This window comes from Pseudomonas syringae group sp. 26L6 (genome assembly GCF_032587815.1).
Lineage (GTDB): Bacteria > Pseudomonadota > Gammaproteobacteria > Pseudomonadales > Pseudomonadaceae > Aquipseudomonas > Aquipseudomonas amygdali.
The window spans coordinates 212,038-238,362 of record NZ_JAWHPJ010000011.1 but is presented as its reverse complement, the minus strand read 5'-3'; the positions used below and the strand labels follow the sequence as shown (position 1 = coordinate 238,362).

At 59.1% G+C, this 26,325-nt stretch carries 27 protein-coding genes; 11 read left to right on the top strand and 16 right to left on the bottom strand.

What is annotated here, in order from left to right; translation table 11 throughout:
• Positions 1–4 precede the first annotated feature (4 nt).
• Entirely contained in the window at positions 5–574 is a 570-nt protein-coding gene (locus tag RYA97_RS06025; protein ID WP_016981853.1) for a GNAT family N-acetyltransferase, read from the bottom strand.
• A gap of 120 nt (positions 575–694) precedes the next feature.
• Between RYA97_RS06025 and RYA97_RS06020 the strand changes: the two genes are divergently transcribed.
• Entirely contained in the window at positions 695–1,612 is a 918-nt protein-coding gene (locus RYA97_RS06020; RefSeq protein WP_002555253.1) for a histone deacetylase, read from the top strand.
• Positions 1,613–1,718: 106 nt separating this feature from the next.
• Positions 1,719–2,957, top strand: a complete 1,239-nt coding sequence (locus tag RYA97_RS06015) for a TIGR03862 family flavoprotein (RefSeq protein WP_162882987.1) — start codon at positions 1,719–1,721, stop codon at positions 2,955–2,957.
• Between the two features lie 223 nt (positions 2,958–3,180).
• Here the strand turns inward: RYA97_RS06015 and RYA97_RS06010 are convergent, their stop codons facing one another.
• Positions 3,181–4,509: a DEAD/DEAH box helicase gene (locus RYA97_RS06010; RefSeq protein ID WP_010193188.1), complete on the bottom strand. Its 1,329-nt coding sequence runs from the start codon at positions 4,507–4,509 to the stop codon at positions 3,181–3,183.
• A 62-nt stretch (positions 4,510–4,571) separates the two neighbouring features.
• Complete coding sequence (gene yedA, locus RYA97_RS06005) at positions 4,572–5,486, bottom strand: drug/metabolite exporter YedA (RefSeq protein ID WP_117140047.1); 915 nt, start codon at positions 5,484–5,486, stop codon at positions 4,572–4,574.
• A 167-nt stretch (positions 5,487–5,653) separates the two neighbouring features.
• Here yedA and RYA97_RS06000 point away from each other — a divergent pair, with 167 nt between their 5' ends.
• Positions 5,654–6,121 carry an Lrp/AsnC family transcriptional regulator gene (locus RYA97_RS06000; protein WP_002555257.1) on the top strand — a complete coding sequence of 156 codons (468 nt, stop codon included), beginning with the start codon at positions 5,654–5,656 and terminating at the stop codon, positions 6,119–6,121.
• A 4-nt stretch (positions 6,122–6,125) separates the two neighbouring features.
• Here RYA97_RS06000 and RYA97_RS05995 read toward each other — a convergent pair whose 3' ends face one another.
• The 3 genes from RYA97_RS05995 to RYA97_RS05985 all read right to left on the bottom strand — a co-directional run bounded on the left by RYA97_RS05995 (position 6,126) and on the right by RYA97_RS05985 (position 8,210).
• Complete coding sequence (locus RYA97_RS05995; protein WP_005745439.1) at positions 6,126–6,737, bottom strand: PolC-type DNA polymerase III; 612 nt, start codon at positions 6,735–6,737, stop codon at positions 6,126–6,128.
• A 21-nt stretch (positions 6,738–6,758) separates the two neighbouring features.
• Entirely contained in the window at positions 6,759–7,235 is a 477-nt protein-coding gene (locus tag RYA97_RS05990) for an NYN domain-containing protein (RefSeq protein ID WP_002555259.1), read from the bottom strand.
• A 270-nt stretch (positions 7,236–7,505) separates the two neighbouring features.
• Positions 7,506–8,210 carry a DUF2076 domain-containing protein gene (locus RYA97_RS05985; protein WP_316892007.1) on the bottom strand — a complete coding sequence of 235 codons (705 nt, stop codon included), beginning with the start codon at positions 8,208–8,210 and terminating at the stop codon, positions 7,506–7,508.
• A gap of 197 nt (positions 8,211–8,407) precedes the next feature.
• On the opposite strand from RYA97_RS05985, the gene RYA97_RS05980 reads away from it, so the two are divergent.
• The 3 genes from RYA97_RS05980 to RYA97_RS05970 all read left to right on the top strand — a co-directional run bounded on the left by RYA97_RS05980 (position 8,408) and on the right by RYA97_RS05970 (position 10,667).
• Positions 8,408–9,070 (top strand): YciC family protein, encoded by a 663-nt coding sequence (locus RYA97_RS05980; RefSeq protein WP_005745437.1) that lies wholly within the window; start codon positions 8,408–8,410, stop codon positions 9,068–9,070.
• Between the two features lie 33 nt (positions 9,071–9,103).
• Entirely contained in the window at positions 9,104–10,246 is a 1,143-nt protein-coding gene (locus tag RYA97_RS05975; RefSeq protein ID WP_054071867.1) for an endonuclease/exonuclease/phosphatase family protein, read from the top strand.
• Positions 10,247–10,418: 172 nt separating this feature from the next.
• The gene (locus RYA97_RS05970; RefSeq protein WP_004666267.1) at positions 10,419–10,667 is read left to right on the top strand and encodes a hypothetical protein; all 249 of its coding nucleotides are present in this window, start codon (positions 10,419–10,421) and stop codon (positions 10,665–10,667) included.
• Between the two features lie 168 nt (positions 10,668–10,835).
• Here RYA97_RS05970 and hrpB read toward each other — a convergent pair whose 3' ends face one another.
• From hrpB to RYA97_RS05945, 5 genes are all read right to left on the bottom strand, one after another.
• Positions 10,836–13,370, bottom strand: coding sequence for an ATP-dependent helicase HrpB (hrpB, locus tag RYA97_RS05965; protein ID WP_057404519.1), 2,535 nt, complete (start codon positions 13,368–13,370; stop codon positions 10,836–10,838).
• A 119-nt stretch (positions 13,371–13,489) separates the two neighbouring features.
• Entirely contained in the window at positions 13,490–14,500 is a 1,011-nt protein-coding gene (locus RYA97_RS05960; RefSeq protein WP_057404518.1) for a J domain-containing protein, read from the bottom strand.
• Positions 14,501–14,596: 96 nt separating this feature from the next.
• Positions 14,597–15,220, bottom strand: a complete 624-nt coding sequence (locus RYA97_RS05955; protein ID WP_117140616.1) for a glutathione S-transferase family protein — start codon at positions 15,218–15,220, stop codon at positions 14,597–14,599.
• A gap of 49 nt (positions 15,221–15,269) precedes the next feature.
• Entirely contained in the window at positions 15,270–16,259 is a 990-nt protein-coding gene (locus RYA97_RS05950) for a DKNYY domain-containing protein (protein WP_316892006.1), read from the bottom strand.
• A 126-nt stretch (positions 16,260–16,385) separates the two neighbouring features.
• The gene (locus tag RYA97_RS05945; RefSeq protein WP_002555295.1) at positions 16,386–16,769 is read right to left on the bottom strand and encodes a RidA family protein; all 384 of its coding nucleotides are present in this window, start codon (positions 16,767–16,769) and stop codon (positions 16,386–16,388) included.
• Positions 16,770–16,936: 167 nt separating this feature from the next.
• On the opposite strand from RYA97_RS05945, the gene RYA97_RS05940 reads away from it, so the two are divergent.
• Both RYA97_RS05940 and RYA97_RS05935 read left to right on the top strand, forming a co-directional pair.
• Positions 16,937–17,632, top strand: a complete 696-nt coding sequence (locus tag RYA97_RS05940; protein ID WP_005745412.1) for a tRNA (adenine(22)-N(1))-methyltransferase — start codon at positions 16,937–16,939, stop codon at positions 17,630–17,632.
• Between the two features lie 340 nt (positions 17,633–17,972).
• On the top strand, positions 17,973–18,512 hold the full coding sequence (locus RYA97_RS05935; protein WP_016981865.1) for a DsbA family protein: 540 nt from the start codon (positions 17,973–17,975) through the stop codon (positions 18,510–18,512).
• Positions 18,513–18,521: 9 nt separating this feature from the next.
• On the opposite strand, the gene RYA97_RS05930 is transcribed toward RYA97_RS05935, so the two are convergent.
• Together RYA97_RS05930 and RYA97_RS05925 are read right to left on the bottom strand one after the other, a co-directional pair.
• On the bottom strand, positions 18,522–19,493 hold the full coding sequence (locus RYA97_RS05930) for an alpha/beta hydrolase (RefSeq protein ID WP_029240985.1): 972 nt from the start codon (positions 19,491–19,493) through the stop codon (positions 18,522–18,524).
• A gap of 74 nt (positions 19,494–19,567) precedes the next feature.
• Entirely contained in the window at positions 19,568–20,494 is a 927-nt protein-coding gene (locus RYA97_RS05925) for a Gfo/Idh/MocA family protein (RefSeq protein WP_016981867.1), read from the bottom strand.
• Positions 20,495–20,710: 216 nt separating this feature from the next.
• Here RYA97_RS05925 and RYA97_RS05920 point away from each other — a divergent pair, with 216 nt between their 5' ends.
• Positions 20,711–21,130: a hypothetical protein gene (locus RYA97_RS05920; RefSeq protein ID WP_002555302.1), complete on the top strand. Its 420-nt coding sequence runs from the start codon at positions 20,711–20,713 to the stop codon at positions 21,128–21,130.
• 25 nt (positions 21,131–21,155) lie between these two features.
• Positions 21,156–22,049: a cation diffusion facilitator family transporter gene (locus tag RYA97_RS05915; RefSeq protein WP_054076786.1), complete on the top strand. Its 894-nt coding sequence runs from the start codon at positions 21,156–21,158 to the stop codon at positions 22,047–22,049.
• A 6-nt stretch (positions 22,050–22,055) separates the two neighbouring features.
• Here the strand turns inward: RYA97_RS05915 and RYA97_RS05910 are convergent, their stop codons facing one another.
• Positions 22,056–23,231 carry a DUF6515 family protein gene (locus RYA97_RS05910; protein WP_117140620.1) on the bottom strand — a complete coding sequence of 392 codons (1,176 nt, stop codon included), beginning with the start codon at positions 23,229–23,231 and terminating at the stop codon, positions 22,056–22,058.
• Between the two features lie 393 nt (positions 23,232–23,624).
• Between RYA97_RS05910 and RYA97_RS05905 the strand changes: the two genes are divergently transcribed.
• Positions 23,625–24,104 carry an Lrp/AsnC family transcriptional regulator gene (locus RYA97_RS05905; protein WP_002555305.1) on the top strand — a complete coding sequence of 160 codons (480 nt, stop codon included), beginning with the start codon at positions 23,625–23,627 and terminating at the stop codon, positions 24,102–24,104.
• A 12-nt stretch (positions 24,105–24,116) separates the two neighbouring features.
• Here RYA97_RS05905 and RYA97_RS05900 read toward each other — a convergent pair whose 3' ends face one another.
• Both RYA97_RS05900 and amn read right to left on the bottom strand, forming a co-directional pair.
• Entirely contained in the window at positions 24,117–24,749 is a 633-nt protein-coding gene (locus RYA97_RS05900; RefSeq protein ID WP_005732205.1) for a pseudouridine synthase, read from the bottom strand.
• A 65-nt stretch (positions 24,750–24,814) separates the two neighbouring features.
• The gene (amn, locus tag RYA97_RS05895) at positions 24,815–26,278 is read right to left on the bottom strand and encodes an AMP nucleosidase (RefSeq protein WP_002555307.1); all 1,464 of its coding nucleotides are present in this window, start codon (positions 26,276–26,278) and stop codon (positions 24,815–24,817) included.
• Positions 26,279–26,325: the final 47 nt, after the last annotated feature.

The following is a 26,325-nucleotide window of genomic DNA, read 5'->3' as shown; positions in this document are numbered from 1 at the left end:
CTGATCAAGGCTTCAGCGTCTTGAGCCACTGCTCATGGCTGATCCGGTACAACACGTGCGGCTTGAGCGGGTGGCCGTCAGGCAAGTTGGGATGATCGAAGTTGCCGGACTCATCCTGCTGCATACCGATTGCCTGCATCACCTTTTGCGACGGCTGATTATTGGCCGCGGTAAACGACACGATCTCCTTTAACTTCAGGCGCTCGAAACCACAGCCCAGCGCGGTCCATGCCGCCTCGCTGGCAAAACCCAGACCCCAGTGGTCGTAAGCCAGCCGCCAGCCGATTTCCACCGCCGGCGTAAAAGGTGCCTTGAAACCTACGACATGCAGGCCGGTAAAACCGATGAATTCGCCGGTATCCTTGCGCTCCAGCGCCCAAAACCCGAAGCCAAGTTCGGCAAAATGGCCACGTAACCGTCCGATCATGGCAGCGCTTTCAAGACGGCTCAGGGGTTCGGGGAAATAACGCATGACGCGGCAGTCCGCGCACATCTCGGCGAATGCTGGCAAGTCATCGTCGCGCCACTGCCGCATCAGCAGCCGGGCGCTGTCTAGCTTGAGTATCGGTTCCATCGATTCCCCCGTGTAACGAGACATGAGTGGGCGTCAGTGTAGTTATCCACTACGCCAGACAACTGGGCGTGCGCACGCTTTGCTGGCACTATCGGGCTTCGACCTGTCAACGGACGCAAAATGTCCCTACCGCTTATCTACCATGAAGACTACAGCCCGGACTTCCCGGCGGATCACCGCTTCCCGATGGACAAGTTCCGTCTGTTACGTGACTACCTGGTCGACAGCGGCCTGACCAGTGACGTTCAATTAATGCGTCCTGAGTTATGCCCGGCGGACATTCTGGCGCTGGCTCATGACCCGTCCTACATCAGCCGCTACCTTAACGGCGACCTGTCCCGTGAAGACCAGCGGCGTCTGGGCCTGCCCTGGAGCGAGGCGCTGGCACGTCGCACGGTTCGTGCCGTGGGTGGTTCGTTACTGACTGCCGAGCAGGCCTTGAAGCACGGTATGGCTTGCCACTTGGCGGGCGGCACACACCATGCGCACTATGATTACCCGGCCGGTTTCTGCATTTTCAACGACCTGGCAGTGATCAGTCAGTACCTGTTGCAAAGCGGCCGCGTGGACAAGGTGCTGATCTTCGACTGCGATGTGCATCAAGGCGACGGTACCGCACGTATTCTGGCCGATACCGAAGACGCCATTACCGTCTCGCTGCACTGCGAAAAGAACTTCCCGGCACGCAAGGCGCAGAGCGACTGGGATATCCCGCTGCCGATGGGGATGGGCGACGCCGATTACCTCAACGTGGTCGACGATCTGCTCAACTACCTCTTGCCGTTCTACAAGCCGGATCTTGTGCTGTATGACGCAGGAGTGGACGTTCACAAGGATGATGCGCTGGGCTATCTGCAACTGACCGATCAGGGCGTGGCCAATCGCGACGAAGCCGTGTTGCGTCATTGCCTGAGCCGCGACATTCCGGTCATGGGCGTGATCGGCGGCGGCTACAGCAAGGACCGTCAGGCGCTGGCAAGACGCCACGGGATCCTGCATCACAGTGCGCAACGGGTCTGGGACGACATGGGCTTATGACAGCGCGCTGCACCTCACCACAGTCGCAGCCAATGAGTTGCACCACACCTGAAAACAACGCTCGGGTAGAATGCCCGCCTCCTCTGCTATCGATACTTCGCTGACCATGACCGACCTCGCCTCTCCTGCTTCCCGAACCGTCGCCATCATCGGAGGCGGCCCTGCGGGGTTGATGGCAGCAGAGGTGTTGAGCCAGGCAGGGCTGAACGTCGATCTGTACGACGCAATGCCTTCAGTAGGGCGCAAGTTTCTGCTGGCCGGGGTTGGCGGCATGAACATAACGCACTCTGAGTCCTACCCGGCTTTTTTGTCGCGCTACGCTGAACGTTCGCCGATGATCGCGCCGCTATTGCGTAGTTTTAGTGCCGATCAGCTGTGCCAGTGGATTCATGCGCTGGGTATCGAGACGTTTGTCGGCAGCTCGGGCCGTGTTTTTCCCACTGACATGAAAGCCGCACCGCTACTACGCGCCTGGCTCAAGCGGCTGCGTGATGCGGGCGTCACGATCCATACTCGTCACCGCTGGCTGGGATGGAATCCCGATGGCAGCCTGCGCATTGCCTGCTCTGATGGAGAAAAGGCGCTCAACCCTGCGGCCACGTTGTTGGCACTGGGCGGTGCCAGTTGGGCCCGGCTGGGGTCTGACGGGGCCTGGCTGCCATGGCTGCAGGCAAGGCATGTCGAGGTTGCACCTCTGCAGGCCGCCAACTGTGGTTTCGAAGTGAGCGCCTGGAGCGACCTGCTGCGCGACAAGTTTGCCGGTGCACCATTGAAAAATATCGCGATGGGTCTGCATGGCCATGCCCTGCGCCTGGGCGAATGCGTGCTGACCGGGACGGGCGTGGAAGGCAGTCTGGTGTATGCACTGTCGGCGCAGATTCGTGAACAGATCAACCTTCGCGGCTCGGCGACAGTGGACATTGACCTGCTGCCCGGCAAAACACTGACAGACATTCAAAAAGCTCTGAGCAAACCACGTGGCTCGCGCTCGATGTCCAAGCACCTGCACAGCCAATTGGGCCTGGACGGCGCAAAGGCAGCGCTTTTACGCGAGCTTGCGCCTCGTGAAGCGTTTGCCGATCCGCTGTTGTTGAGTGAAGCCATCAAGGCGTTGCCACTGCCCCTGATCAAACCACGCCCCATCGATGAGGCCATCAGCACCGCAGGTGGCGTGACCTTCGAAGCCATGGACGAGCGTCTGATGCTCAAACAATTGCCCGGCGTGTTCTGCGCAGGCGAAATGCTCGACTGGGAAGCCCCTACAGGCGGCTACCTGCTGACCGCCTGCTTCGCCAGCGGCCGCGCTGCGGGGCTGGGGATGGTGGAGTGGCTGAACTCACAGTGATTCCTGTGCGTATGCTCTGCGCTCAGCGTTATACATAAACCCTTTCTGTGAGAATTTGTTCGCGAAGGCTATATTCCAAACGCAGCAAATTCGTCGACTGCGCTGCCCTCTTCGCGAACAAGTTCGCTCCCACAAAGCCCATGGATAACCTGTGGGAGCTTGCTCACGTTATACATAAATCCTTCTGTGGGAGCGTCGCCCGGCTCGCGCCCACATGCGTATATCAAGGCTTCTTCTTGCGCGGGCCGGTGTTGAAAACCGGGACCTTGCGTACGGGTTTGACCGCTGGCGCAGGCTCTGACTCGCCGCTGTCGACCCATTTGCCCAGGTTACGTTTGCTGCCCGAGACCTTGGGCTTTTTCGGTTTCTTGGGTTTTTTCAGGATCTGGCCGCTGGCATCTGTAGTCGGCACCCGGTGCTCAGGCTCAAAGTCCTGTTCTTCCTTGCGCTCAAGCGTCTGGCGGGTCAGCACTTCGATGGCCGACAGCAGTTCGACTTCATCGGCACACACCAGCGAGATCGCCTCGCCCGTCAGGCCCGCCCGGCCGGTGCGGCCAATACGGTGGATGTAATCCTCGGCCACAATCGGCAGGTCCAGATTGACGACCGTCGGCAGATCATCGATATCCAGACCACGAGCCGCCACGTCGGTGGCAACCAGAATCTTCACTTCATTGCTCTTGAAACGATCCAGCGCACGCTGGCGAGTGGCCTGCGGCTTGTCGCCGTGAATACCATCAGCGTTCAGACCCAGCCCCTGCAAACGATCCACCAGTTGATCAACGCCAACCCGGGTCTTGGCGAACACCAGCACCTGGCCCCAGCGATGCTTTTTCATCAGATGGATGAACAGATCAGCCTTGCGCTTCTTGTCCACGGTCACAACCCATTGCTTGACCGATGACGCCGCCACGTTGCGCGGGCTGACCTCGATGGTCAGCGGGTCATTCAGCATCTGCGCGGCCAGCAGACGAATTTCGTCGGAAAAGGTCGCGGAGAACAGCAAGGTCTGGCGCTGCTTGGGCAGTACAGCGTAGATGCCACGCAATTCCTCGGCGAAGCCCAGATCAAGCATGCGGTCGGCTTCATCAAGGATAAGAGTCTGCAACTGCGAGAACTTGACTGCATTCTGGCGATGCAGGTCGAGCAGACGTCCCGGTGTCGCAACCAGCACGTCCACGCCCTTGCGCAGCTTCATCATTTGCGGGTTGATGCTCACGCCACCGTAGGCTGCGTAAGTGCTCAACGGCAGGTGCTCGGCATACTGACGAATGCTTTCGTGAACCTGATCGGCCAGTTCGCGGGTCGGGGCCAATACCAGCGCGCGAACGCAATTAGGCGCGACTTTCGGCCCTTCCATGGTCAGGCGCTGCAACAGCGGCAAGGCAAAACCTGCGGTCTTGCCGGTGCCGGTCTGGGCAGCTGCCATCAGATCGCGGCCTGCCAGTACCGGAGGAATTGCCTGGGTCTGTACAGGCGTCGGAGTCTGGTAACCGAGCGCTTCAAGAGCGCGCAGCAAGGGTTCGATCAGGCCGAGAGAGGCGAATGTCATGGAAATACCGTAGGAAAAATTCAACGCAAGGCGCGCAGTTTAACCTGTCCGGCCCGCCTCGGTTAGCTTGTGCGTGTCGATCCGACCTTTCGCACCGTCGACCTGCGCCATTGCGGCAGGCCAATCAGCACCACAGCGCTGATAATCACCACCATGGCCAGGCACTCTTCAATACCGATAGTCTCTCCCGCAAACACCACGCCAAGCATCACCGCCACTGCCGGGTTGACGTAGGCATAGCTGGTTGCGGCTGCCGGGCGCACGTTCTTGAGCAGGTACATATACGCGCTGAACGCGACGATAGAGCCAAACACCACCAGATACAGCAGCGCGCCCCAGCCCGCCGCAGTCGGCATATGCGCAAGACGCTCGCCACTCAAAGCGCTGCCGATCAGCAGCGTCGCGCCGGCAGTGATCATTTCCGCCGCACTGGCCATCGGTCCTTTGGGCAACGGCATATGCTTGCTTAATACAGAGCCGAACGCCCAGGACGCCGCAGCGAAGAGCACCAGCGCAGCGCCATAAGGGCTGGCTTGCAGATTGGAACCGAGATTCAGCAGGCCGATACCGATCAGGCCCAGCACGATGCCCGCCCACTCCAGATTAGTCGTGCGATTGCCCCAGAACAGGCCGAACAGCAAGGTAAACAGCGGCATGGTCGCCACCGCCAGCGCCGCGACGCCTGATGCAACGCCTGCGTGCTCGGCCAGCGTCACACCGCCGTTACCGCATGCCAATAGCAAGAAGCCAATCACAAACGCCGCCTTCCACTCGCGCCAGGTCGGTGCTGGCACGCTGCGATAACGCAGGAAACCGTACATCAGGCACCCGGCAATCAGAAAACGCACGCCAGCCATCATCAGCGGCGGCCATGACTCCACGCCAATACGGATGACCAGATAGGTAGAGCCCCAAATCAGGTACAAGGCCAGAAAAGCACCAATGAGCAACGGCGAAACACGAACGGACTGAGGCATGGCAAGGCTCTGCGATCATTGTTATGGTGGACCTATTGTATGAAGGCCAGATGCGGATATTAAGCAGACAAACCTGTTTAAACCGCACTGAAACTTACGATTCAATGCTTGTAAGGTCTGCTTTCCTTTTATTTTAAAATTACCTATCGCACAGCACGAGGCACGTCATGACGCTGGATAAATACGATCGGATTCTGCTCGATGAGCTGCTGAAAAATGGCCGGGCGTCTTTTGCGCAGCTGGCGAAACTGGTCAATCTGTCCGCGCCCGCCGTGGCCGAGCGGGTCGCCAAGCTTGAGGCAAGCGGAGTGATTACCGGTTACGAGGCGAAGGTCGATCTGTCGAAGGTCGGTTTGCCGATTCAATGCCTGATCGAGTTGCGCATGGGCAGTCACGGCAATCAACAGGCGTACAAGGAGCTGTGGCAGGTCCCTGAACTGATCCAGTGTTACCGGGTGACGGGCGACCCGTGCGTGATCATGAGGGCTGCGGTGGATTCGATGCCGCACTTGGAAGACCTGATCAATCGGATCGCCAGGTTTGGCTTCAGCAAAACCTCAATCGTGCTGTCGACAGCAGTGGAGCGCAGCCTGCCGGCCGATTATCTGACCAGCAACGGCAAGCAGGAACACTAAAAGATCAGAAGCCGCGCTGACGCTTGAGTGTTTCGCCGATCTTGGCGGCGGGGACTTTCTGCAGCGAGCACAGCATCTGGTGGGAGATTGCGGCAATGCCGTGGGTATTGCGCAGTTCGTTGGTCAGATACGCCGTAAGGTTAGCGGCCATTTCCGCATCCGCCATCGCCCGGTGAGCCTTGCCGGTATTGGGCAGGCGCGCGTAGCTGGTCAGCGTGCCAAGCTTGTGATTCGGTGCTCCAGGCATCAGGCGTCGGGCCAGCAGCATCGAACAGGCAAAGCTCTGTTCGCGCTTGCGCTGGATGCGCGACAGTTCGTAGTCCCAGAACTTCTGGTCGAACGAGGCATTGTGCGCGACCAGCGGCGTGGCGCCGACGAAATCTGCCACATCGCCCATCACCCGTTCGGCGCTGGGGGCGGTGCGAATCATGTTGTTGCTGATCCCGGTCAACCCCTCGATAAACGCAGGAATACGCACCCCGGCATTCATCAGGCTCTGAAAGCGCTCGACGATACGCCCCTGCTCCATGATGACCACGGCAATCTCGGTTGCCCGGCAGCTATGGCCGGGGGAGATGCCGGTGGTTTCAAAGTCGATGACTGCAATACGTTCCAACACTGGCCTGACCCTGTAAATTCATTTCAGCAACAACGCGCCTTCGATAGGCACATAACGACTGGCTGCGCGAATCAACGAGTTCGCAGTAAGCCCCGGCACGCCATAGGCCACCGCCTCAACACCATGTTTGCTGATCACACGTTCGAGCAACATGTCGAAATCGCCATCACCCGACGCCAGCACGACTTCGTCCACTTGCGGCGCGAAATCCATGATATCGATGGTGATGCCGACATCCCAGTCCCCTTTCGCCGAACCGTCGCTGCGCTGGATGTACGGCTTGAGCCTGACGGTAAACCCCAGATTGCGCAGGATCTGCTGGAACTGCTGTTGTTTGCTGTCGCCACGATCGATGGCGTAGGCAAACGCGTGAACAATCTCGCCGCGCTTGCTGATATCCGCCCACAAGGCGGCGTAATTGAAATGACAGCCATGCGCCTGGCGCACGGTGTAATACAGGTTCTGCACGTCGGCGAACACCGCGATCTTCTTCACCGCAATTCCTCATGGCGGGCAACACGCCCACTGGTTACAGCGATCCGGAATATGAATCGGCGCCCAGTATGCCAGCTTGGGAACGGAATTGAGCTTCAACTATCGTGCGACGCTCCGCGTCGCACGCATTTCTGGATGCTCCACGCCCGATCTTGAATGGGCGGCGCGGCGCAGACCTGTGACGCGGAGCGTCACCCAAGGCATTCCCACGCTGGAGCGTGCGGAACGATAATTGTCTGTTCTGGAGCGTGAGGAGCGATCACTGCGTCCTCAAACAAACGAATCATCATCAGAAAACATGTCGCCGCCATCGTCAAAGCTGTCATCGGCCGTGTACTGCTGATCCGGCTGTCCCCAACCGCCCTGATCATTGAACGAGCCGGTGTCCTGAGCCTGTGGCGCGCCGTGAATGACCTCGACGATCTCCTGCGGCTGGCTGTGGTGGCTGAACATGCTGCTGATGCCCTCTGCCAGCAGCACACCGCCCGCCACACCGGCCGCGGTCTTCAACGCACCGCCGAGAAAGCCACTGCCCGCAGCCGGGGCAGGCGCGGCGTAACCACCCTGCGGCGCTGCAGGTGCAGGGGCAGGATTGAAACCGGCACCGTCGCGCCAGCCACCACCGGAAGCCTGGGCCGGCTGAGCCTGAGGCGCTCGCGAGGCGCTGCTGCCGAAAATACTCGACAGAAACCCGCCGCTGGCCGGCGCTGACGAAGATTGCCCCTTGGCCTGCTGAAGCTCGGCCTGCAACTGCTGAATTTGCTCGTCGCGCTGTTTCACCTGCTGATTGAGCTGATTGACCGCAGCTTCCTGCACCAGAATCGCCTGCGTCATGTAATACGGCGCAGCGGGCTGGCGAGTCAGATGCTCCTTGATGCGCGCCTCGGCCGCAGCATCTCGCGGAGCGGATGCCGTTTCGGCATCTTTCAGTTTCGAGAAAAGACCATCAATCAGGGTTTGCTCTTCGCTGTTCATGACCACCTCACTGAGTTGCCACTGGAATTCTTTCCTGCCGCACCGGCAGGACCATGCTCAGAAAATGGGGCCTCATCCACCCGCTTCAATGACATGAAGAAAAAGATAAGAAGCGCTGAGCCCATCACCACTGCGCTTGGTTCGGCAAGGGCCATGGGCTAAAGTGTGCGCCTGCTTTTAGTCTGCGATCTATTTACATGAACCCGTTGACCGTCATCCAGGATTCGCTTTATTTCTTTCGGCGTAATCTGGGCAGCATCGCGCTGCTGTGCCTGCCTGTCGTGATCCTTGAAGTGCTGGCCAAACAAGCGCTGGGCAGCGCCATGTCCGCCGACACTTCGCCTGCCTATGCATTGGTGATCGGGCTGTTCTTCTACCCTGTTTATACAGCCGCGCTGATCCTGTTTCTCGACGCACGCAGCCGTGGCGAGGACGTACACACCCGCGATGTACTGGCCATGGCGGTGCGCTTGTGGCCGACCTTCGCCGTGCTGTCGGCCATGAGCACCCTGCTGATCATGTTCGGCCTCTCACTGTTTGTGGTACCCGGCATCTGGGTGATGATCAAACTGGCGTTCAGCGAATACCTGCTGGTTCTGCGCAAACTCACGCCGTTCATGGCCATGCGCGAAAGCATGCAGATGACCACCGGGCACTTCACCCGCATTCTGGTATGCGTACTGAGCGTCTACATTCCGCTGTGGCTGCTTGAGGGCGCCAGCCTGTACCTGTTTCCAGAACCGCAAAGCGCAGCGGTTTCCGTGATCACCGACAGCATCGGCAGCTTCCTGCAACTGTTCACCACCATTGTGACGTTCCGCCTGTTCATGCTGATCAGCGAGCCCGCGCACAGGGCCTGAACCAACAGCTGACGCCAGACGCACCGATTCGGTATGCTGAATACCGAATCCCTCACCGAGCGCCAGGCGCTCCAAGTCGAGCCGATGCCACGTCTACTGCTACGTCTGACCCTGTACAGCCTGCTGCTGGTCGCCGTATTGCTGGTAATGGTTTACCAACTGACGTGGCGCCCTCCAGCTCGCGAGTTACTCCCGGCCAGCTGCAATCCTGCGGTTCAGGCGCCAAAGCTGGTGCCGGGGCAAGCCCTGAAAGTCATGACCTGGAACATCCAGTACCTGGCGGGCAAGCGCTATGTGTTCTGGTACGACATGGCCGACGGCAGCGGCCCGGACGAACGCCCGACGCATGAAGACCTTGCCTATAACCTGGATGAAGTGGCGCGGGTCATCCGTGACGAACAGCCGGATATCGTACTGCTGCAAGGGGTCGACGATGGTGCCAAAAACTCCGATTACGAAGACCAACTGGCATTGATCAAAGAACGTGTGGCGGACCTCTACCCCTGCAGCACGCAGGCGTTCTACTGGAAATCGGAGTTTGTACCCAACCCGCATATCTGGGGCAGCGTCGGCAGAAAACTGGCGACCCTCAGCCGCTTCCACATCGACAGTGCCGAACGCGTGCAACTGCCGGTGCCAGACGCCAATATCATCAGCCGTCAGTTCCAGCCCAAGGATGCCTTGCTGGTCAGCTACCTGCCCCTGCGTGACGGCGGCAAACTGGCCGTCATCAACACCAGCCTGACCACCGCCAGACACACCGGCGACACCGCACAAAAACAGATCGTCGCCACTGAAAAGCAGTTGGACAAACTGGAAAGCGGCGGCACACCGTGGCTGATCGGCGGCGACTTCAACCTGCTGCCGCTGGGCCAATACCAGCGCCTCCCCGAGGAGCAACGCCTCGGCTACGCCGCCGACAGCGAGCTGCACGAGCTGTGGGAGAAATACCCGATGATCCCCGACAACGCCGAATCCAGCGGCATAGACCGCGGCAAATGGCTCACGCACTTCCCCAACGACAGCCGCATCAACGGGCCGGACCGGACGGTGGATTACCTGTTTTACAGCCCGAGTTTGAAGCGGGTCAGTGCGAGGGTAAGGCGGGACGATACTTTGTTGATCTCTGATCATTTGCCGGTGATTGGGCGGTTTTTGTTGCCGGTTTTGCCCTGAGGTAGAAAGCGGTATGCAGGTTTCAATATTCTGGCTGGCCACCACACTTTCGAATGGCGTCCTCACAGCCGACAGTGTCAAAAGAGTTTGAACCGTTTCTGAGCGCGCTCGCCTAATGATTAGCCTGTGGATACTCCCACAGGCTACGTGCCAATATCGGCATACCCAAAGGGTGATCAACGTGGCTAAAGACGACAAGAAAAGTAAAGGCGAAGCCTCGAAAGCCAGCAAGGATCTGAAAGACAAAAAAGCATCACCGGCAAAAAAATCTGAAGCGGCTTCGACGCTTTCCAAGTCTTCCGAAAAGAAGGACAAGAAAAAAGACGCCGAGCCAAAGAAAGCAGCCAAAAAAGCTGATAGCAAGCCAGACAAGGCCAAGAAGTCAGACAAGGCGGAAAAGCCGGCTAAAAAGAAAAAGTGATGTTTGCTGCCTGCCAGGGCGTTGCGCCCTGGTGTTCTCTGGGCCTCTGGATATCCAAAATCTGATCGGGTGTTCCAGACTGGGTACTTGAGCAGCAAGAGTGCGCCGCTATCACATCGATCGCCCTCGTCTTTAGCTCACCAATAGCCTGCTGAACGCTGCGCGACTTTACGTCCCCCTCGGCTTAACCCTAGCCGTAGCCTCCGCAACCAACGGATCATCCGGCCAGTAATGCTTGGGATACCGTCCCTTCAAATCCTTCTTCACCTCAATGTAGGTAGACCGCCAAAAGTTGGCCAGATCCTGCGTCACCTGCACCGGACGGCGCGCCGGAGACAGCAGGTGCAGTTTCAGCACCTGCCGCCCATTGGCAATGCGCGGGGTATCAGATAACCCAAACAACTCTTGCAGCCGCACCGACAGAATCGGCGGCTGTTCGCTGTAGTCAATACGGATATTCGAGCCAGACGGCACTTGGATGGTCTGCGGAGCCTGCGCTTCAAGTTGTTGCGGCATTGGCCACGGGAGGAGGTTGCGCAGGATGGAGGACAGGTCGAGCTGGCTGAAATGGCTGAGCCGGGTGACTTTGCCCAGGTAGGGCATCAGCCAGTTTTCGAGTGTCGCCAGCAGTTGCGCGTCACTCAGGTCGGGCCATTCGCTTGCTGCACTTTTGTCGATGTCCAGGTTGCGTAGCAGCGCGACACGCGCTTGCCACTGGCGCAGTTCGGGTGTCCACGGCAGCAGTTCCAGGCCTTTGCGACGCACCAGCGCCAGCAATGCCTGGCTGCGAGCTGCGTCATCGAGGCCGATCAGCGGTTCGCGGTTGATAATAAGCTCGCCCGCCTTGCGCTGCCGTTCTGCGCGGAACACGCCTTCGCGCTCATCCCAGTCAATCTGGTCCACGGTGATGACTTGCTCGGCCAGCACAGAGTCGAACAGCGCTGGATCGAATTCGGCAGCGAGGTAGATGCGTTCCTCACGCTGCCCCTGACGGCTGCCTAAATCTGCGATGACCAGCCAAGGCTGCTTCATCAGTGCGTCGGCCTCGGCAAAAAGTGCCGCGCGACCGTTGGCCAAGCGATATTCAGCGCCGCCCGGGCGACGTTGCTGTGCCACGCGATCCGGGTAGGCCAGTGCCAGCAGAGCGCCCAGCCAGCGTGAATGATCGGGATCGCTGACCGGGCTTTTCGCAGTGCCGCGCAGGTATCCGCGATATTGCCGTGCCAGCTGTTTAGCTCGCTGCACACCGCCCTGTGCACCACGCGCAGCACGCTCGGTGCCCGCCAGCAAGGTCAGGCGGCTGTGCAGATCGGCCCCACCGCCGCGCAGAATATCGCGCTCGCCCAACAGTGCGGCCACGTCACACGCCAGTTCGCCCAAGCCCAATGCATGACCGCGTAGCAGCAGATGCGCGATACGCGGATGAGCGGGTAACTCGGCCATCGCCTGACCGTGGGGCGTCAGCGCTGGCGGTTGGCCCGGCTGATTGCTCAGCGCCTCAAGCCGCATCAGCAAATCCTGAGCCTGTGCATAAGCCGCCGTTGGCGGGACATCGAGCCAGACCAGTTGCGCAGGTGTGACACCCCAGCGCGCCAGTTGCAGCGCAAGCCCGGCAAGGTCCGCCTGAAGAATTTCTGCCGTGCCATAGGCGGCCAGTTGATCGTGTTGCGCCTCTGACCACAGCCGATAACACACACCCGGCTCCAGCCGCCCTGCCCGCCCGGCACGCTGGGTGGCGCTGGCACGAGAGATGCGCTGTGTTTCCAGACGCGTCATGCCGCTGCCCGGATCGAAACGCGGCACCCGCGCCAACCCGGCATCGATCACCACACGCACGCCATCGATGGTCAGGCTGGTCTCTGCGATATTGGTCGCCAGCACCACTTTGCGCGTGCCATTGGGCGCCGGTTCGATAGCAGCGCGTTGCGCATTCAGATCAAGCTCGCCATGCAAAGGGCAAAGCAGGATGTCGGCGCGTTCGCCCAGCGCTTCTGCCAGTTGCTGGTTGACCCGACGAATCTCGGCCTGCCCCGGCAGAAATACCAGCAGGCTGCCGGACTCGCTGCCCAGCGCATCCAGTACCGTCTGCACGACACGCGGCTCGATGAATTCACCCGGCTGAAAAGGACGCCCCCACTGCATGGTCACCGGAAACATCCGCCCGTCGCTGCGCACTACCGGCGCGTCGTCCAGCAACACCGCCAGCCGCTCGCCTTCCAGCGTGGCCGACATCAGCAGAATCTTCAGCGGCTGATCGTCACGAAACAGCTCACGACCATTGAGGCTCAGGGCCAGGGCCAGATCGGCGTCCAGACTGCGCTCATGAAACTCGTCGAAAATCAGCAGCCCCACACCTTCCAGCGCAGGGTCGTCCTGCAAGCGACGCGTGAGAATCCCCTCAGTCACCACTTCAATACGCGTCTTCGGGCCGACCCGACTTTCCAGACGAATTCGATAACCCACCGTCTCACCGACCTTCTCGCCCAGCTCACTGGCCAACCGCTCGGCGGCTGCTCTTGCCGCCAGTCGCCGCGGCTCCAGCATCAGAATGGTCTGCCCGGCCAGCCAGGTTTCCTCAAGCAGCGCTAGCGGCACACGCGTGGTCTTGCCCGCGCCGGGAGGGGCTTCGAGTACGGCTTCATAGCGCGTGGTCAGGGCCTGGCGCAGGGCTGGCAGGACGGCATCGATGGGTAACGAGATCATGGGGGCTCCCGGAGAGATGCGGGGAGTATACCGGGGTGGGGTTGGGGAATCAGGCGGCGTGTTTTAGCTGAACGGCAGTCGCCAGAAAGACTGCCGCAAGCATGCCTCACGCCGAAAAATCAGACCTGGACCTCGTCGCCTTTCTCATCAATAAGGCCATTGTCGTATTTCTTGCGCAATTCTGGATCGGACAAAATCTTGAACGCATTTGAAATCACTTTGAAACGCTCAGTCGCCTCAGCCTCGTTACCGACGTTCTTATCAGGATGATTCCTCAGCGAGGCTTTCTTGTAGGCCGTTTTGACTGCGGAGAGGTCTGCCGTCATGTCCGAGAGTCCCAGATGCTCGTACAACGGCTTGACGGGTGGCTTGGCGGGGCCGGAATCGCCCACCTTCGAGGAAGCGTCAGCGGCTGGTGTGTTGTGGGGCCGTTGCGTTGACGGCCGCTCAGCACCTGCATTGGGCTTTGCTTTCGGTGGCGGCGGTGTGCTGTTGGCCTGCGGGCGAGTGCGTGGGGGCGTTTGCGGATGTGCTTGCTGTTGGGCGCTTTCAGGTCTCCAGGATGGGCCCGGTGTGGGTCGTCGTACGCGATCGGTGTTCGACTGACGAATCTCGTTGATCAACTGGTCAGCGATGTCGTTCATCAGCTTGTTCAGCTTCAGGTTGCTGGAGAAGAACGCGTGGTGCGCCTCACAGTTATCCTTGCCCTGCGCGGGTTCAAGCTTGGCCATCGCGTCGGTCAGCTTCTTGCCCAGAGAGAACAACATCTTGCCCTGGCTGTCGCTGACGCCCAAAAAGCTCATCACGTTATGCATCGACTTGTCGCGCTCCCAGACAACGCTGGTCACGTCGAAGGCAGCTCGCGCCAGATTGAATCGGCCTCCGCCTTCGTGAGTCTCGACATTGGTCACCGGTTCCTTGCCGCGCAATGCGTCCAGGATTACCGCGAGGCCTTTCTGCTGACGCTCGTTGAGCCGGCCTTTCTGCTCCAGCAATGAGCTGTTGACCTGCAACGCCACTTTGCCAGCGATATGGCTAACGACGTTCATCGCGCGGTCTATCGTTGGCCTTGTCGAATCGCTGAGCGCTACACGCGCCAACGAAGATGCAATGCTGGTGAGGTTGATCATATGCGTCCCCGGAAACTCATTGTCGTCTTGGTGGCAAGCAACGGGATCTGGTTCCACGGGCGAGTCAATATTCGATGCAGGGCTCGGGTATAAGGCTCACGGCGTTCCGTTTCGGCCGTGCAAGCGGTAGCCGGGACGTTCGCTCAGTCGTTCGTAATAGGCCTTCACTGCCGGGAAGTCTGAATGACTTAACGGGGTTTCAAACCAGCGATTTACTGAAAGGCCCATCGGGATGTCTGCCAGCGAAAACTCGCTGCCGCTAACGTACGCCCCGGTAGCATCAAGCTGTCGATCCAGGATCGCCATGTGTCGGGTCCATTGAAGGCATCCGGCAGCCAGCGCGTCAGGGTCTTGATGGGCGACGCTGTGCCTGACCAGCGACATGAAGGCATAACCCCAGGATTTGTTGAGATCTGTGGCCTGCCAGTCGATCCATTGATCCACTCTGGCTCTGGCTATTGCGTGCGCTGGATAGAGATGCACGGCGTTGCTGCGGTTCGCCAGGTACCTGATGATCGTGTTCGACTCCCACAGAACGAAGCCATCATCCTCAATGACTGGAACCATCGCATTAGGGTTGAGTGCCATGAATTCAGGCGTGTTGGTTTCCCTGAAACCAGAGCCCCAGTCCTGCCGTTTGAACGGGATGTCCAACTCTGCACAGGTCCAGAGCACTTTGCGGACATTGATCGATGAGGCTTTGCCCAGTATCTGTAGCATTCCATCTCCTTATGGTTAGCCCGCCTTGGCCGCCATCGCAAAAATCGAATCACCCACGATTATTTGTAAAGTCATTCACGTCCATCGGTACCAATTTTTTATTAAATGAATACTCACCGCCGAGTTCATAAAATTTCGCTTTGGTGTAAACATAGATTTTCTTGCTGGTCGCGAACATAAATGTGTCGGAAGACGCCATATCAGCAAATCGCTCAGCGCCAGAGGTATGCAGAAAGACGAGATCATTGCCTACCACCCCCAGCAGGCCTTGACCCCAATTATCATACTTTAAAAAATCTTCTAACTCTCTATGCCCCGCACATTCAGAAATACCGTGTTCAGGACAATCAACAGGAATCAACGGACGAAAATCGTATAAATCAATGTCGCCAATACTCAAACCGCCGACGAACATCTCGTTGCCGCTCATAGAGACACTAAGACTGCGCCACTTTTTGTCATCGCCCAAAGGAAAAACCACCGAAAAAAGATGTGGATCTGCGCCCTTTATCTTTCGTCCCTCATAGTAAACAGAAATATCGTCTTTGGCGTAATAGGCAAGCTGATCAGTCTGCCAGTCAGCAATCCCCTGAAGGCTGCCCTCCAGCGGCTTGAAGGAAGGCGAGTAATGTGCCACCAGGTTAAGCTCGCGCGTCTCGATCGAGTTGATCTGAGCTTGTTTTGATAACAGGCATGAAAACGAAAAATTACTAATCGCTCCTGAGGCATCACCGGCGCCAGTAATACAGGGTTTCTCCCTATAACGTACTTGGTTCATCCAATAGACGTCGTCATCAAGCACCACGTAATGGGCAGAAAGGGTACGAAGATCCGAAGAACACTTTCGTGTCTTCTTTTTTGAATTATCAATGGTCCCGTCTCCATTAAAGCGCCCGCTAACAACCTCCTCGCATACGACATTGATATGATCATTACCCATATCACCGGGCAGAGCTTCATATACGGCATGGCCAACAAAACCCAGCACTGCCAGCCCTCCCGCGATCATCGACAGTCTACGACCCGGTCTCACATACATCTCCTTATGTTTAGTGCTGCTGGAGGCTGACAGACGTGTTTCGCCTCATTATTCATGACAAGCATGTTATGACGAAGAGCGTTACAAAATGCGTCCCCACGCAGAGTGTGGGACGAGCGACTGCATTCAGCCCGCCTTGGCCGCCATCGCCGTTACTTCCACGCGCATACCTTCAACCGCCAGCGATGCCACGCCCACTGCTGCGCGCACTGGCCACGGTTTTTTGAAGAAGCGTTTGTACACTTCGTTGAAGGCGGCGCGATCGGCCATGTCGGTCAGGTAGATGGTCAGGTGCATGACCCGGTCCATCGAGCTGCCGGCGCGTTCGAGGGCGTCTTTCAGGGCACGCAGGGTGCATTCGCTCTGCTCGGTGATGCCGCCCAGTTCCAGGCTACCGTCGGGATGAGTAGGGATCTGGGTGCTGACCAGCACGCCGTTGAAGTCGGCGACGTCCGACGAGATGGAGTCCGCATCGGGATCGGGGGTGAAGATGATGTCTGCGTTTGCCATAAGATCTCTGCTTTGCAAAGGACGGAAAACGCCAAGCCTACGCGAGCGTCAGTTAGGGGTCGAGTCGCGGGCTATGTCGCGGAAAGTTGAAATGCGCCGCGTTGCTCTACAGAATCGCGCCCGGACCCGGCCGTGCTGCCGGACGCTTGTGCTGAAAGGGGTTGCCGTTGAACGAACAGAGATTGTCCATGCGCCTGGAGCGTGTGGCGACGCACGTACCCACCGGTGCGCGGCTGGCTGATATCGGCTCGGATCACGGTTATCTGCCGGTGGCGCTGCTGAACCGTGGTGCCATCTCGGCGGCGGTGGCTGGCGAGGTGGCGTTGACGCCGTTCCACGCAGCCGAACGTACGGTGCGCGAGAATGAACTGGAGCAACAGGTTAGCGTGCGTCTGGCCGATGGTCTGGCGGCGATTGAGGCGGAAGACGGGATAACAGCGGTCAGCATGTGCGGCATGGGTGGCGAGACGATCCGCGACATCCTTGAACGTGGCAAGGCGCGCCTGAGCGGTCAGGAACGCTTGATCCTGCAACCCAATGGCGGCGAGCAGCCGTTGCGGCTTTGGCTGATGGAGCATGACTACCGCATCGTCAGCGAAGAGGTGCTGCGGGAAAACCGTTTCGACTACGAAATCATCGTCGCCGAGCGCACCGGGCCCGTTAAATACAACGCCGAGGAGCTGTATTTCGGCCCGCTGCAGATGCAGGCGCGCAGCCCGGCATTTCTGCTCAAGTGGCAGCGTTTATTGGGCAAAAAACAGAAAACGCTGAACAACTTCGAAAGGGCACAGAAAGGCGTGAGCGAAGAAAAATGGCAGGAGGTTGCGCAGCAGATTCGCTGGATTAGCGCATTGCTGGCCTGAAAATCGAACTCGTGCACGAACTTGCTCTCAAATCCGCATGATCCACAGTTCAGGCTTTATGGCGCCTTCATCTGGTGGCGTCAAAGTTGCAATGTGACGCGGAGCGTCACGAACTGCATTCCCACGCGGAGCGTGAGGAACGAGAGGTCTCCGGGACATTACTTCTCGTGACCATGCCCGGCGCAAGGCAAATCAGCCGGGCGCGCCTTGTTTATCTCGCGCCAATGCTCTGCGTGAGGAACGAGAGGTGTTCGGGAGAACGCTTCTGGCCACCATGCTCGTCGCAATGCAATCAGCCCAGCGCGTCTTCTACATAACCATCGACGGGAGCAACACGACCATGTATTCAGACGTACTTTCCTGGGGCCACGGACCTCGTCTGTTCGAAGTCTTCCTTGAGCCAACCTGCCCCTTTTCGGTCAAGGCCTTCTTCAAGCTCGATGAGCTGCTGGCTCAGGCCGGAGAAGACAGGATCACGGTCAAAATCCGCCTGCAATCGCAGCCCTGGCACATGTTTTCGGGCGTTATCGTGCACTGCATTCTGGCGGCTGCGACGCTGGAAGGCGGAAAGGAAAGTGCCAAGGCCGTCATGACAGCGGTTGCCTCGCACCGTGAAGAGTTCGAGTTTGAACACCACGCAAGCGGCCCGAACATGGACGCGACGCCCAACGACATCATCGCGCGTATCGAGCGTTACAGCGGCCTTGCGCTGGCTGACGCATTCGCCAATCCCGAGCTTGAGCACGCTGTGAAATGGCATGCTAAATACGCCCGCCAGAACGGCATACACGTCTCGCCGACCTTCATGATCGACGGTCTTGTGCAGCCGGGCTTGAGCAGTGGCGACCCAGTATCGAAGTGGGTCACGGAGATAGGCTGAGAGGCGAGCTCAATCCAGCGCGTCGATCCGCTCATTGATCCACTCGCGGCTCCGCGCCAGAGCCTTGCGCGCCAAGGTAGTCGGGAAGTGGATGAAGCCGTGCGGCGACTCGGGCATGAGGTGCATTTCAACCTCTGCCGAGTCGGCCCAGCGCTCGGCCATTTGCAGTGTGTCATCCAGCAGAGGGTCGATCTCCCCGACGAACATCAGTGCAGGCGGCAAGTCAGTCAAGCCGCCATACAAAGGCGATAGTGGCGGCTCGCGGCGTTTATCGTCGCTTCGGTCGGGGGTAAGCAAACGCATTGCACCGACCATGCCCGGCCCGTCCAGCACCAGCGTCTCCGGCCCTGCGGTACGCACGCTCTTGGTGCCCGTCAGGTCATAGACGCCGTAGTACAGGACCGTACCCACTATCCGCTCGAGCAGATCAGGTCGGCTTTTCAATTTCAGAAGCGTGGCTGCGGCAAGATGCCCGCCAGCTGATTCGCCGACGACAATAACTGGCAGACCGGCGAACTCGTCGCACTCGTTTCCCAACAGCCAGCAGGCGGCAGAAAAGCAATCTTCCATCAGGCCTTCAATGGGGGTTGTCACCGCCAGCCGGTAATCGACAGAAACCACTGCCACATTGCAGGCGTTGACCATGCCGACGTTGAGCTCATCGTTCATCTGGGCGTTGCCAATCACCCATCCGCCACCGTGGATGTCGAACACCACGCCCTTGGGTTTGCCTTTGGGACGGATGATGCGCACGGGGACCGGTACGTTATCCGTGCTGACCGTTCTTTTTTCAATCCGCAGCCCATGCCCTCCCGGTTTGAAAGCGCTGCCAATCTGAGCCGCACGCAATAACGCCTGAATCAACCGGGGTGTAACACGATTGCGAATCTGGAAACGCGGCATTCGCGCGAGGGTTTTATTAAACCGTCGCACTTCTGACAACTCCTGCTCACTGCAAGGCCAAGGCTGTTTTTTGTCCAATTTCTGCTCTCTTGTCAGGCTGACGTGTGCGGGGGCCGACAAAGCGCTTGCCCCCACCTGTACCTGAGAGACTCTTAGTCGTAGAACGGTTCAACGGATGCCCGACTGCCCACGAAAAAACTGTCCGCGACCAGCCGCAACGGTTGCAGGTCCAGGTCACTGGCCTTGTTGCCGATCAACTGTTGGAAGTGTCGATACACCGCCGCGTACTCGCCTTCCTCCGAAACCGTCTGGCGCACGCCATCGATACTCAACAGTGCGCCGCCGTTATCCAGGCGCAAGGTGCCTTCGGCGCAACGAATCTCGATGCTCCAGAGTTCGTCATGACCGTGATCGAAGTCGAACTCGGCATGAATATCGAGGTGGCGCGTGTCGGACATCTTGATAGAAGCGGCAATTGGCGACTGGCAGTTGCTCGGCACGCGCAGTTCGGCAGATTCGACGAACAATGGAAGTGGCAGCAGGTGAGTCACTATCGACAGGGCGTTGATGCCTGGATCGAACACACCCAGGCCACCGGGCTGCCAGATCCACGCCTGCCCAGGGTGCCATTTGCGCACATCTTCCTTCCAGTCGATCTGGACACTTTGCAGAGTACGGGTGGACAACCACTCACGCGCCGCTTCGATACCCTGCGCGTAACGCGAATGCCAGGCAAACAGACCGCTGACGCCCTGCTCCGACACGTGCGCCACCAACGCCATCGCCTCACCCAGCGTCGCACATGGCGGTTTCTCGACCAGCACGTGTTTGCCTGCCGCCAACGCCTCTTGCACCAGGGCAAACCGACCTTGCGGGGGCGTACAGAACGCAATAGCGTCAACCTGCACTCCACTCTCGAGCAACTCACCCAGCGACTTGAAGTTCTCCACCCCGGCACACGGCTGCCCTTGCGTAGCGACAGCCACCAGCTCAAATGCGGGGTTGGCGTGGATGGCGGGGACGTGTTGATCCTGCGCAATCTTGCCGTAGCCCACCAGACCGAGACGAATCGGTTGCATACATGACTCCTGAGTTTTTGTAATTATCGTGGGCACAGTAAACCAGATGTTAATAGTGGGCGGTAAGGGGCATCGGCGCGGGAACTGTTTTCCTCCTACCGCTGCAATTCTGCAGTTCAGTCAGATGTACGCTCGCAGAACCACGCCATCACTCAATAGTCTTAGCCTTGCAGCCATTGCCTTGTATAGTTGCCCTCTTCATCTCAGGAGCTTTCCATGCGCATTCCTTCTCGCTTGATCGGTGGCGTTCTGGTCGCCACGTTGCTGACTCAGATTTCTGCCTGCGGCAGTATTTTCTATCCTGACCGTCGCGGTCAGATCGATGGCAAGGTTGACCCGGCCATTGCGGCGCTGGATGCTTTTGCGCTGCTGTTCTATATCGTTCCCGGGGTGATTGCGTTTGCAGTGGACTTCGCGACGGGCGCGATCTATTACGCGCCCGGCGAGCATGCGCAGATCGATCCGCAGAAGCTGCAAAAGGCGATCAAGGCTGACGGCAGCGTCGACAACACCAAGCTGCAAGCCATCATTGAAACCGAGCTGGGCCGTTCCCTGCCACTGAACGACCCACGCCTCATTCAGCACAAAGGCAGCGTGGAACAACTGGCAGCCTTGGGCCTGGTCCCGGCAGCCTGATATCGATACGGTTCAAGGAAGCGTCATGAGCACCACTGCCGAACATTCCCGACTGCTGCGCCTGGCGACGCGGGCCTCGCTGGCGGTTGCCGTGACGCTGATCCTGGCCAAGGGCGTTGCCTGGTGGCTCAGTGGTTCAGTGAGCCTGTTGGCCGGCCTTACCGATTCGTTGCTTGATGGCGCGGCCTCGTTCCTCAATCTGCTGGCGGTGCATTACGCGTTGCGCCCAGCCGATGAGGATCATCGCTATGGTCATGGCAAGGCGGAAGCGCTGTCGGGTATGGCGCAGGCGCTGTTCATCACCGTTAGTGGCGTGCTGATCGCTGTTCAGGCGGTCGAACGCATCCAGAACCCGGAGCCGCTGGGCGCGCCGCTGTTGGGTATGGTGGTGATGGTGATTTCCATCGCACTGACGCTCGCACTGCTCACCTTGCAATACCGGGTGATCAAGGCGACAGGCTCGGCGGCTATCCGTGCCGACTCACTGCACTACCGTTCCGACTTGCTGCTGAACGCCAGTATTCTGGTGGCGCTGACCCTTGCGTATTTCGGCTGGCAACAGCTGGATGCGTATTTTGGTCTGGGCATCGCGCTGTACATCTTGTGGAGCGCTTTGCAGATCGCCCGCGAAACAGTATCGGTGTTGATGGATGAAGAATTGCCCGCCGATGTCAGCACGCGCATGCTGGCGCTGGCGTGCGACGTGCCGGGCGTGCTTGGGGCGCATGATCTGCGTACACGGATATCCGGCAATCACTGGTTTGTGCAGCTACATCTGGAGTTGCCGGGCACACTGACCCTGTCGGTCGCCCATGCGCTCTGCGACAAGGTCGCCGATGCTATTCACGAGCAATTCCCGAAGGCCGAAGTGCTGGTGCACGCCGACCCTCAGGAAGTCGTCAAGCAGGCCAATGCCTGATCAGCGTCAATTGGCGCTGACGTTGTAGCCGCGCGCTGCCAGACAGTCGCCCATCGAGCGACGATAGGCATCCACCAAGTCCGGCGGCGGCTGGCCGCTGACATTGGCCGGGTCGAAGCCGCTCTGCTGCGCGGCCTGCAAATAGCACTGATAGTGATCCAGTTCGACCTGTTGCGGGCTCTGGCCATTGGCAGGGTAGGCAACCGGGTCGTAGCCATTGACCTGCTGTCCAGCAGGGGCCTGATACACCGCCTCGTTCTGCGGCGGGTTGACCACCACGTAGTCCTGACTGTCAGGCTGGTAGGCATAATAAGTACCGGCTGCCAGAAACAGCAGGCTGCTGCCGATCCATACTTCCTGCGAATAGGACGGTAGTCTGCTGACACGCACACCGTAAGGCGGTGTCACCACGACATAACGCGGGCCTTGCGGGCGATACCAGTAGCCACCCGAGTAGTAATAGTCCTGACCACGATAGGGAATACGCGAGTAGCCACCCGGTACGCGATCTATCGCATAGCCAGGCCGGTATTGCGGGCCGGGTCCCCAGCCGTTGCCACGCCCATCGGGGCGTCCTTCCCAGTGATCATTAGGGCGACCGTTACCGGCCTGCCAATTGCGATTGTTGCCGCGTGGAATGTCCTGGTAATAGCCCTGACGCGGCGGCTGGGTTTGCCACGCCTCTTTCGGACCGCTCTGAATCGGCAGGTTGTCCTGAGCCTGGCGCAACTGCTGACGCTGCTGGTTTTGCTGCTGCTGAATCTGACGCTGCTGATCACGTTGCTGCTGGTCGATTTGCTGTTGCTGCTGACGCTCGACGTTGCGCTGCTGGATCTGCTGTTGCTGGATCTGCTGCTGTTGCTGGCGCTCAACCTGCCGCTGCTGGTTCTGCTGTTCCTGAATCTGGCGTTGCTGATTGATCTGCTGCTGGTTGATCTGTTGTTGCTGCTGACGCTCGACCTGGCGCTGCTGATTCTGCTGCTGTTGGATCTGACGCTGCTGGTTATTCTGTTCCTGTAAGCGCTGCTGCTGTTGTTGCTGCTGACGCTGCTGCCCGTTTTCGCCAGAGCTGTTGTAAAGCTGATTGCGCGGCGAATCATCACGTTCGTCGGCCAATGCCTGAGCGCTGATGCTCAGACACAACAGACTTACACCCGCAAACTGCCAGATGCCAGATTTCATGCTTTCCTCACTAGAGCGCGGGTTGACGTCATTAAGACTGTTTAAGCGTAGCGCCGTTCTGCGCACTTTATCAGCAGACAAAGAAAAGGGGACCAAATGGCCCCCTTGAGATACTTCGCCCTGGCGCAACGCTTTTGACGTTGGCTCACCTCATACCGTCTTCTGGACAGTATGTAGCCCGGGGGCCTGGCACACCCTGTTGGGTGGGAGGCCGCGACTGGCCTGATTCGGCGAGTCGCGCTGGACGCTGTGTCCGGGCAGTGATTCTGGTTAAAAGAATAGGCCTGAGGCTAAGGCAGAGGATTGCTAATATTGCGGATTAAAACATTACTTGCGCAATTTTTGACTTCAGATGAATAATCCAGCGCAATTGAATTGATAAAGGGGTGCATCGTGAGCAAGCTCGACAGATACGACCTGAGCATTTTGGCTGAATTGCAACGGGACGCACGCATATCCAACCAGGAATTGGCCGAACGCATCGGTCTGTCACCCTCGCCCTGCTCCCGCCGGGTCAAGCAACTGGAGGACGACGGTTACATCGTGCGCCAGGTGGCCCTGCTGGATCGCAAGAAACTTGGCCTGAACCTCACCGCCTACGTGCTGATCGGCATGGACCGGCACACGCCCGAGCGCTTCGAGAATTTCGAGCAGCAAATCCGTAACCTGCCTCAGGTTCTGGAATGCAGCCTGGTGACCGGCATGGACGCAGACTACCAACTGAAAGTGGTGGTGCCGGACATGGATCACTACCAGAAACTGCTACTGGGCCATCTGACGCGGATCGAGGGCGTGACCAGCGTCAAGTCCAGCTTTGTGCTCAATCAGGTGCTGGCCAGCACCGAAATGCCGCTGACCCACTTGCGCAACTGAGCCCGCTCGACCTCACAGCTTTGCGGCGACTTCCCGGTATTGGCCCTGATCCAGGCCATCCAGCGTCCAGTCGCCAATTCTGACCCGCACCAGCCGCAGGGTCGGTAAGCCAACGGCAGCCGTCATGCGTCGCACTTGCCGATTACGCCCTTCCTTGATCACCAGTTCCAGCCAGCTGGTCGGCACGCTCTTGCGAAAGCGCACAGGCGGGTTGCGCGGCCACAGTTGCGGTTCATCGAGCTGCCGCGCCTCGGCGGGCAAGGTCGGGCCGTCGTTGAGCTGGACACCGTCGCGCAACTGCTGCAACTGCTCATCGGTCGGCTCACCCTCGACCTGCACCCAGTAGGTCTTGGCCAGTTTGTGTTTCGGGTCGGCGATGCGCGCCTGCAACTGGCCGTCGTTGGTCAGCAGCAACAAGCCTTCACTGTCACGATCCAGTCGTCCGGCCGGATAAATGCCGGGGATCTTGATGAAGTCCTTGAGCGTGGCGCGCCCTCCTTCGTCACTGAATTGAGTCAGCACATCGAATGGCTTGTTGAAGAGGAACAGCTTCGGCTCGGCCGGTGGCGCTTTGGCGACACGCCGGGCAGCGCCTGCCGGGTTGGAGGCAGGACGGCGGGAAACGGGGCGTTGGGTGCGGGACATGGGAATTTGGCAATCAAAAAACAGAAAGGGCCACTTTAGTGGCCCTTCGTGCAAATACCAATCTATTAACGGAACGGCGGCTCGTCGAAGCTGCGCAGTTTGCGCGAGTGCAGCGAGTTCAGCTCGGTGCGCAGCAGGTCCAGCGCGGCGATACCGATCTTCAGGTGCTGGCTGACCGCACGTTCGTAGAACGCATTGGCCGAACCCGGCAGCTTGATTTCACTGTGCAACGGCTTGTCGGATACGCACAGCAACGTGCCGTAAGGCACACGCAAACGATACCCTTGAGCGGCGATGGTGCCACTTTCCATGTCGACCGCCACGGCACGCGACAGGTTGATCAATGGACGTTCCTGAGCCCAGCGCAGCTCCCAGTTCCGGTCGTCATAGGTCAACACCGTGCCGGTGCGCAGGCGCTTCTTGAGCTCTTCGCCGCGTTCGCCGGTGATCTGCGCCGCCGATTCCTGTAAGGCCAGTTGCACTTCGGCGAGCGCCGGAATCGGGATATGCGGCGGCAACACGCGGTCGAGAATACCGTCGCGACGCATATAGGCGTGGGCCAGTACGTAATCGCCGATGGTCTGCGACTGACGCAGGCCGCCGCAGTGACCAATCATCAGCCAGCAATGCGGACGCAGGACTGCCAGGTGATCAGTGATGTTCTTGGCGTTGGACGGGCCGACGCCGATGTTGACCAGGGTCACGCCATGGCCGTCTTCGGCGATCAGGTGGTACGCAGGCATCTGATAGCGGTGCCAGACCACGCTGGCGACGATGGCCTGGGCTTCATCCAGGCTCATGCTCTTGTCGACCACCACATTGCCCGGTAGAACCATACGCACGAAACGCGGGTCTTCGCGGAGTTTTTCCAGCCCGTGCAGGATGAACTGGTCGACATAGCGGTGGTAGTTGGTCAGCAGAATCCACGGCTGCACATGACGCCAGTCGCTGCCGGTGTAATGCACCAGACGGCGTAGCGAGAAATCCACCCGCGCGGCATCGAACAGCGCCAGTGGCAGCGGGTCGACATTGGCCCAGTCATAAAGGCCGTCGGCAATACCATCGGTGGCAGCCGACAGGTCGGTGCTGGGGAATACCCGCGCCAGCGCCGCTGCGGTAACGCCAGTGCCGGCCAGCTCATCGCCCTGCTCGACCACGTAAGGATAAGGAATGCTCTGCTCGCTCATGCCGACTTCGACCGTCACGGTGAAATCTTTCATCAGCGGGACAAGTTGTTCGAGCAGGTACTTCTTGAAGGCCTTGGGCTGCGTGACGGTAACGCTGTAAGTGCCCGGCAGCTGCACCTTGGCGTAGGCACGAGTGGTTACCGGCACTTCGCCCTTGCATTGGTAGACCAGGCGCAGTTCCGGGTAGCTGAATTGCGCTCGCTCCTCGGCAGTGGGCTCGACGCGGTCTTTCAAATAGCGCTTGAGCGCCTGACTCAGCGCGCTGGTCGCGCGCTCATGCAGCTCGGCGAGCCGCTCTACGGCCTGCTCGGCGGTGTCGACAACAACAAAGGCTTGGGTCACGATTCATGTCCTGTCTGATCTTGCAGACGTGCATCGTAACGGGTTCG

Bases quoted from the DNA above. Each gene is read 5' to 3' on its own strand.
- RYA97_RS06025 (WP_016981853.1), bottom strand. From the start codon at position 574: ATGGAACCGATACTCAAGCTAGACAGCGCCCGGCTGCTGATGCGGCAG.
- RYA97_RS05900 (WP_005732205.1), bottom strand. From the start codon at position 24,749: ATGTCCCGCACCCAACGCCCCGTTTCCCGCCGTCCTGCCTCCAACCCG.
- RYA97_RS05910 (WP_117140620.1), bottom strand. From the start codon at position 23,231: ATGAAATCTGGCATCTGGCAGTTTGCGGGTGTAAGTCTGTTGTGTCTG.
- RYA97_RS06010 (WP_010193188.1), bottom strand. From the start codon at position 4,509: ATGACATTCGCCTCTCTCGGCCTGATCGAACCCTTGCTGCGCGCTCTT.
- RYA97_RS05975 (WP_054071867.1), top strand. From the start codon at position 9,104: ATGCTGAATACCGAATCCCTCACCGAGCGCCAGGCGCTCCAAGTCGAG.
- RYA97_RS05920 (WP_002555302.1), top strand. From the start codon at position 20,711: ATGCGCATTCCTTCTCGCTTGATCGGTGGCGTTCTGGTCGCCACGTTG.
- yedA (WP_117140047.1), bottom strand. From the start codon at position 5,486: ATGCCTCAGTCCGTTCGTGTTTCGCCGTTGCTCATTGGTGCTTTTCTG.
- RYA97_RS05955 (WP_117140616.1), bottom strand. From the start codon at position 15,220: ATGCTACAGATACTGGGCAAAGCCTCATCGATCAATGTCCGCAAAGTG.
- RYA97_RS05950 (WP_316892006.1), bottom strand. From the start codon at position 16,259: ATGTATGTGAGACCGGGTCGTAGACTGTCGATGATCGCGGGAGGGCTG.
- RYA97_RS05980 (WP_005745437.1), top strand. From the start codon at position 8,408: ATGAACCCGTTGACCGTCATCCAGGATTCGCTTTATTTCTTTCGGCGT.
- RYA97_RS05945 (WP_002555295.1), bottom strand. From the start codon at position 16,769: ATGGCAAACGCAGACATCATCTTCACCCCCGATCCCGATGCGGACTCC.
- RYA97_RS05915 (WP_054076786.1), top strand. From the start codon at position 21,156: ATGAGCACCACTGCCGAACATTCCCGACTGCTGCGCCTGGCGACGCGG.
- RYA97_RS06000 (WP_002555257.1), top strand. From the start codon at position 5,654: ATGACGCTGGATAAATACGATCGGATTCTGCTCGATGAGCTGCTGAAA.
- RYA97_RS05985 (WP_316892007.1), bottom strand. From the start codon at position 8,210: ATGAACAGCGAAGAGCAAACCCTGATTGATGGTCTTTTCTCGAAACTG.
- hrpB (WP_057404519.1), bottom strand. From the start codon at position 13,370: ATGATCTCGTTACCCATCGATGCCGTCCTGCCAGCCCTGCGCCAGGCC.
- RYA97_RS06020 (WP_002555253.1), top strand. From the start codon at position 695: ATGTCCCTACCGCTTATCTACCATGAAGACTACAGCCCGGACTTCCCG.
- RYA97_RS06015 (WP_162882987.1), top strand. From the start codon at position 1,719: ATGACCGACCTCGCCTCTCCTGCTTCCCGAACCGTCGCCATCATCGGA.
- RYA97_RS05960 (WP_057404518.1), bottom strand. From the start codon at position 14,500: ATGATCAACCTCACCAGCATTGCATCTTCGTTGGCGCGTGTAGCGCTC.
- RYA97_RS05925 (WP_016981867.1), bottom strand. From the start codon at position 20,494: ATGCAACCGATTCGTCTCGGTCTGGTGGGCTACGGCAAGATTGCGCAG.
- RYA97_RS05935 (WP_016981865.1), top strand. From the start codon at position 17,973: ATGTATTCAGACGTACTTTCCTGGGGCCACGGACCTCGTCTGTTCGAA.